Annotated in this window: 4 protein-coding genes; all 4 read left to right on the top strand. The window is 70.7% G+C overall.

Annotation, left to right across the window (positions count from 1 at the left end):
* Positions 1-211 precede the first annotated feature (211 nt).
* The 4 genes from RB628_RS39505 to RB628_RS39490 are packed head-to-tail and all read left to right on the top strand — an operon-like array spanning position 212 to position 4,242.
* Positions 212-1,219 carry an ABC transporter ATP-binding protein gene (locus tag RB628_RS39505; RefSeq protein ID WP_318325480.1) on the top strand — a complete coding sequence of 336 codons (1,008 nt, stop codon included), beginning with the start codon at positions 212-214 and terminating at the stop codon, positions 1,217-1,219.
* A gap of 41 nt (positions 1,220-1,260) precedes the next feature.
* Positions 1,261-2,004 (top strand): ABC transporter permease, encoded by a 744-nt coding sequence (locus tag RB628_RS39500; RefSeq protein WP_318325481.1) that lies wholly within the window; start codon positions 1,261-1,263, stop codon positions 2,002-2,004.
* A gap of 19 nt (positions 2,005-2,023) precedes the next feature.
* A complete protein-coding gene (locus RB628_RS39495) occupies positions 2,024-3,634 on the top strand; it encodes a sensor histidine kinase (RefSeq protein WP_318325479.1) in 1,611 nt (536 codons plus the stop codon).
* Complete coding sequence (locus tag RB628_RS39490) at positions 3,631-4,242, top strand: response regulator transcription factor (RefSeq protein ID WP_318325478.1); 612 nt, start codon at positions 3,631-3,633, stop codon at positions 4,240-4,242. The genes RB628_RS39495 and RB628_RS39490 overlap by 4 nt, the downstream gene beginning before the upstream one ends.
* Positions 4,243-4,338: the final 96 nt, after the last annotated feature.

The following is a 4,338-nucleotide window of genomic DNA, read 5'->3' as shown; positions in this document are numbered from 1 at the left end:
AGGTTGAGGTCGCCAGTTCGAACCTGGTCGTCCGCTCCAGATCAAGACCCCGGTCGTTTCGACCGGGGTCTTCTTCGCGTTCGCTTTTCATGGGCGTCTGATCACGGGCCTCTGATCGAAGGCGACTGAATCATGGGCGTCTGACATTTGTCATGCGCGGTGATGACACCACGCACTGCCATCCCCTCCACCCGGCCGGGATGCTGAGGGCATGGATACGAACGAACACGAACACGTGATTGAGGTCACTGACCTGCGGCGTGTGTACGGGGGCGGGTTCGAGGCGGTGCGCGGGGTGTCCTTCTCCGTGGGCCGCGGCGAGATCTTTGCCCTGCTGGGCACCAACGGCGCGGGCAAGACGTCGACCGTCGAGCTGCTGGAGGGGCTGGCGCCGCCGGCCGGGGGGCGCGTGCGGGTGCTGGGCCATGATCCGTACACCGAGCGGGCCGCCGTACGGCCGCGTACGGGCGTGATGCTCCAGGAGGGCGGCTTCCCTTCCGAGCTGACCGTCGGCGAGACCGCGCGGATGTGGGCCGGGTGTACGAGCGGAGCGCGGCCCGAAAGGGAGGCGCTCGCGCTCGTCGGACTGGAGAAGCGGACCGACGTACGCGTGAAGCAGCTGTCCGGCGGTGAACGGCGGCGCCTCGACCTCGCCCTCGCGCTCCTCGGCGACCCCGAGGTGCTGTTCCTCGACGAACCGACGACCGGCCTCGACGCCGAAGGGCGCCGGGACACCTGGGAGTTGGTACGGGAGCTGCGAGCCGGCGGTACGACCGTGCTGCTCACCACGCACTACCTGGAGGAGGCGGAGGATCTCGCCGACCGCCTCGCGATCCTGCACGAGGGGCGCATCGCCGCCGCCGGCACGCCTGCCGAGGTGACCGCCTCGCAGCCGTCCCGCATCTCCTTCGAGCTGCCCGCCGGGTACTTCGTGGGCGATCTGCCGCCGCTCGGCTCGCTCGGCGTGAGCGGGTACGAGGAGGAGGGGCGGGTCGTGCGGCTGCGGACGCATGAACTCCAGCGCGCGGCCACGCGGTTGCTGGTGTGGGCCGAGGGGGCCGGGGTGCCTCTGCGAGGGCTGGACGTGCGGTCGGCCTCGTTGGAGGAGGCGTTTTTGCGGATCGCGCGAGAGGCGTCCGGGGCCGCTAGTTCTTCGGTTGCGGCTGATGCGGCTGATGCGGCTGATGCGGCTGATGCGGCTGGGGAGCGTGTCGCGTGAGTGCGGTTGTCGGTACCGGAAGTACCACTCCTGCGGGGCGGATGCGGGCCCTGGCGCAGGCCGAGTTGACGTTGTTCCTGCGGAACAGGGGGATGCTCGTCTCGGCCCTGTTCGTGCCGCTGGTGATGCCGTTCAGTGTGCGGTCCGTCGTCGACGGGATGGACCTGAAGGAGGCCGGACTCAGCATCGGGACGGTCATCCTGCCCGCCGCGATCGGCTTCTCGCTGCTCTTCGCCGTGTACGGGGCGCTGGTCGGCGTCTTCGTCGCCCGGCGCGAGGAACTCGTCCTCAAGCGGCTGCGCACCGGTGAGCTGCGCGACATCGAGATACTCACCGGGGCGGCGCTCCCAGCGGCCACGACAGGCCTCGTACAGAGTCTGCTGCTGGCCTCCGGCTGTGCCGTGCTGCTCGATGTCGACGCGCCCCCGGCGCCCCACCTCGCGGTCATCGGACTGCTGTTGGGTCTGGTGATGTGCGTGGCGCTGGCCGCGCTCACCGCCAGTTTCAGCCGGACCACCGAGAGCGCGCAGGTCACCTCGCTGCCGCTGATGCTCGTCTCGTTCCTCGGCTCCGGGATCACCGTCCCGCTGGAGGTGCTGCCCGACCGGGTCGCCACCTTCTGCGAACTCCTCCCGCTGACGCCCGTGATCACCCTCGTCCGCGGTGCCTGGACCGGTGACCTGTCCGCGTACGAGGCCCTGGGTGCCGTACTGACCGGCCTGGCCTGGACCGTCCTGTCGGTGTTTGCTGTACGACGGTGGTTCCGCTGGGAACCGCGGCGCTGAGGTACGGGGGATCAGAAGAATGCGCAGGCCTGGGAGCTGGTGGGGGCGCAAGAGCACGCCGGCGAAGGTGGAGACGTACACACGCTGGACCTTCCATGTGGTCGCCTTCGTCGAGATCACCGCGATCGGGCTGCCCGTGTTCGGGCTGATGGAGGCACGGCTCGCGCTCTGGCTGTTGCTGGTGGTGTGCGTACACGCCGTGCTCTGTGCGGTGACCGCGTCCCGGGCGCTGGACTGGATTCGCGGGACCCGGGACCAGCCCGTACGCCTGCTGGTCGCACTCGGCAGTGCCACCGCGCTCATCGGTGCCGGCGCCCTCGTCCTGGCCACCCACGGGCCGGGCGGCGACGACATGGAGACCGGCGCGGGCTCACTGTTCGTGGGGGTGTTGTCCTTCGGCGCGGGCAGTCTCACCCTCGGGATGCGCAGCCGGATGCGGATGCTGGCGATGGTGGCCGGCCTTGGCGTGGGCTCGGCCGTCGCGGCCTTCCTCCTGGGCTTTCCGGGTGGCGGCGCCTTCGGCACGGGCCTCGCGGTGCTGCTCAGCGCCGGGTTCATCGCGTTCACCTGCGCACTCTCCGTCTGGCTGCTCAAGGTCGTGTACGAACTCGACGAGGCCCGCGAGACCCGGACCCGGCTCGCCGTCGCCGAGGAACGGCTGCGGTTCGGACGCGATCTGCACGATGTGATGGGGCGGAACCTGGCGGTGATCGCCCTCAAGAGCGAGCTGGCCGTACAGCTCGCCCGGCGCGAACGGCCCGAGGCTGTCGACCAGATGATCGAGGTGCAGCGAATCGCGCGCGAGTCGCAGCGGGAGGTCCGGGATGTCGTACGGGGGTACCGCGAGGCTGACCTGGGTGCGGAACTCCTGGGCGCGCAAGGGGTGTTGACCGCTGCGGGGATCTCATGCGAGGTGACCGGGGAAGCGACCGGGTTGCCGGGGGGCGTGCAGTCGGCGCTCGGGTGGGTGGTGCGGGAGGCGACGACCAACGTGCTGCGGCACGGGAATGCCGGGTGGTGTGGGGTGCGGGTGCGCGTTGGTGACGGGCGCGTGGTGCTGACCGTGGAGAACGACGGGGTCGGGCGGCCGGTGCGTGAGGGCTCGGGGACGGGGACAGCGAAGGGGACGGGGTCCGGGCTTGTGGGGCTGCGGGAACGGTTGTCCGCCGTTGACGGGCGGCTGGAGGCTGGGGTCGTGGGGGCGGGAGGCGCGGGCGCGGGGATCGCGGGGATCGCGAGGGCGGGCGACGGTGCGGGTCCGGGCGGGGGTGGGGATTCGGATGCGGGCGGGGGCGGGGGGCGGTTTCGGGTGGTCGCTACTGTGCCGTTGCCTGCGGTATCGGGGTCGGCTTGGGGCTCGGGCTCGGGCTCGGGCTCGGGTTCAGGGTCGGGGTCGGGGTCGGGGTCGGGGTCGGGCTCGGGCTCGGGCTCGGGCTCGGGCTCGGGCTCGGGCTCGGGATCGGGATCGGGCTCAGGGTCGGACTCGGACTCGGACTCGGACTCGGGCTCAGGGTCGGACTCGGACTCGGACTCGGGCTCAGGGTCGGACTCGGGGTCGGGGTCGGGGTCGGGTGTTGGTTCTGGGGTGGGGTCTGGTGCCGGGTTCGTTGTGAATGAGGTCACTTCATGAGCGGTGTACGACTGCTGCTCGCCGACGACGAGCACCTCATCCGGGGTGCGCTGGCCGCGCTGCTCGCGCTGGAGGACGATCTCGTGGTCGTCGCCGAAGCCGCCACCGGGCCCGAGGCACTGGCCATGGCCCGGGCGCACCGGCCCGACGTGGCGGTACTCGATCTTGAGATGCCGGGCGCCGACGGTGTGAAGGTCGCCACATCCCTGCGGGGCGACCTGCCGGAGTGCCGGGTGCTGATCGTGACCAGTCACGGCCGCCCCGGACATCTGAAGCGGGCACTTGAGGCGGGTGTGCGGGGGTTCGTCCCCAAGACCGTCAGCGCGCAGCGCCTCGCCGAGATCATCCGTACCGTGCACGCCGGAAACCGTTACGTCGACCCCGAGTTGGCCGCCGACGCGATCTCCGCCGGAGACTCGCCGCTGACCTCGCGCGAGGCCGAGGTGCTCGAACTCGCCGCCGACGGTGCGCCGGTCGCGGAGATCGCGGAACGGGCCGCGCTGTCACAGGGCACCGTACGGAACTATCTGTCGTCGGCCGTATCGAAGCTCGGGGCGGAGAACCGGCATGCGGCAGTGCGGCTCGCACGGCTTCGGGGTTGGGTATAGTTGGTCTCGCGCCACGGCACGTACCACACGTACGGGACGCGATGCGGACGTAGCTCAGTTGGTAGAGCGCAACCTTGCCAAGGTTGAGGTCGCCAG

Source organism: Streptomyces sp. ADMS, from assembly GCF_033441795.1.
GTDB lineage: Bacteria > Actinomycetota > Actinomycetes > Streptomycetales > Streptomycetaceae > Streptomyces.
The sequence above is the reverse complement of the archived record's forward strand: the minus strand, read 5'-3'. Positions and strand labels throughout refer to the sequence as shown.

Excerpts from the sequence above, each read along its gene's own strand:
- RB628_RS39505 (WP_318325480.1), top strand. The coding sequence starts at position 212 with ATGGATACGAACGAACACGAACACGTGATTGAGGTCACTGACCTGCGG.
- RB628_RS39495 (WP_318325479.1), top strand. The coding sequence starts at position 2,024 with ATGCGCAGGCCTGGGAGCTGGTGGGGGCGCAAGAGCACGCCGGCGAAG.
- RB628_RS39500 (WP_318325481.1), top strand. The coding sequence starts at position 1,261 with ATGCGGGCCCTGGCGCAGGCCGAGTTGACGTTGTTCCTGCGGAACAGG.
- RB628_RS39490 (WP_318325478.1), top strand. The coding sequence starts at position 3,631 with ATGAGCGGTGTACGACTGCTGCTCGCCGACGACGAGCACCTCATCCGG.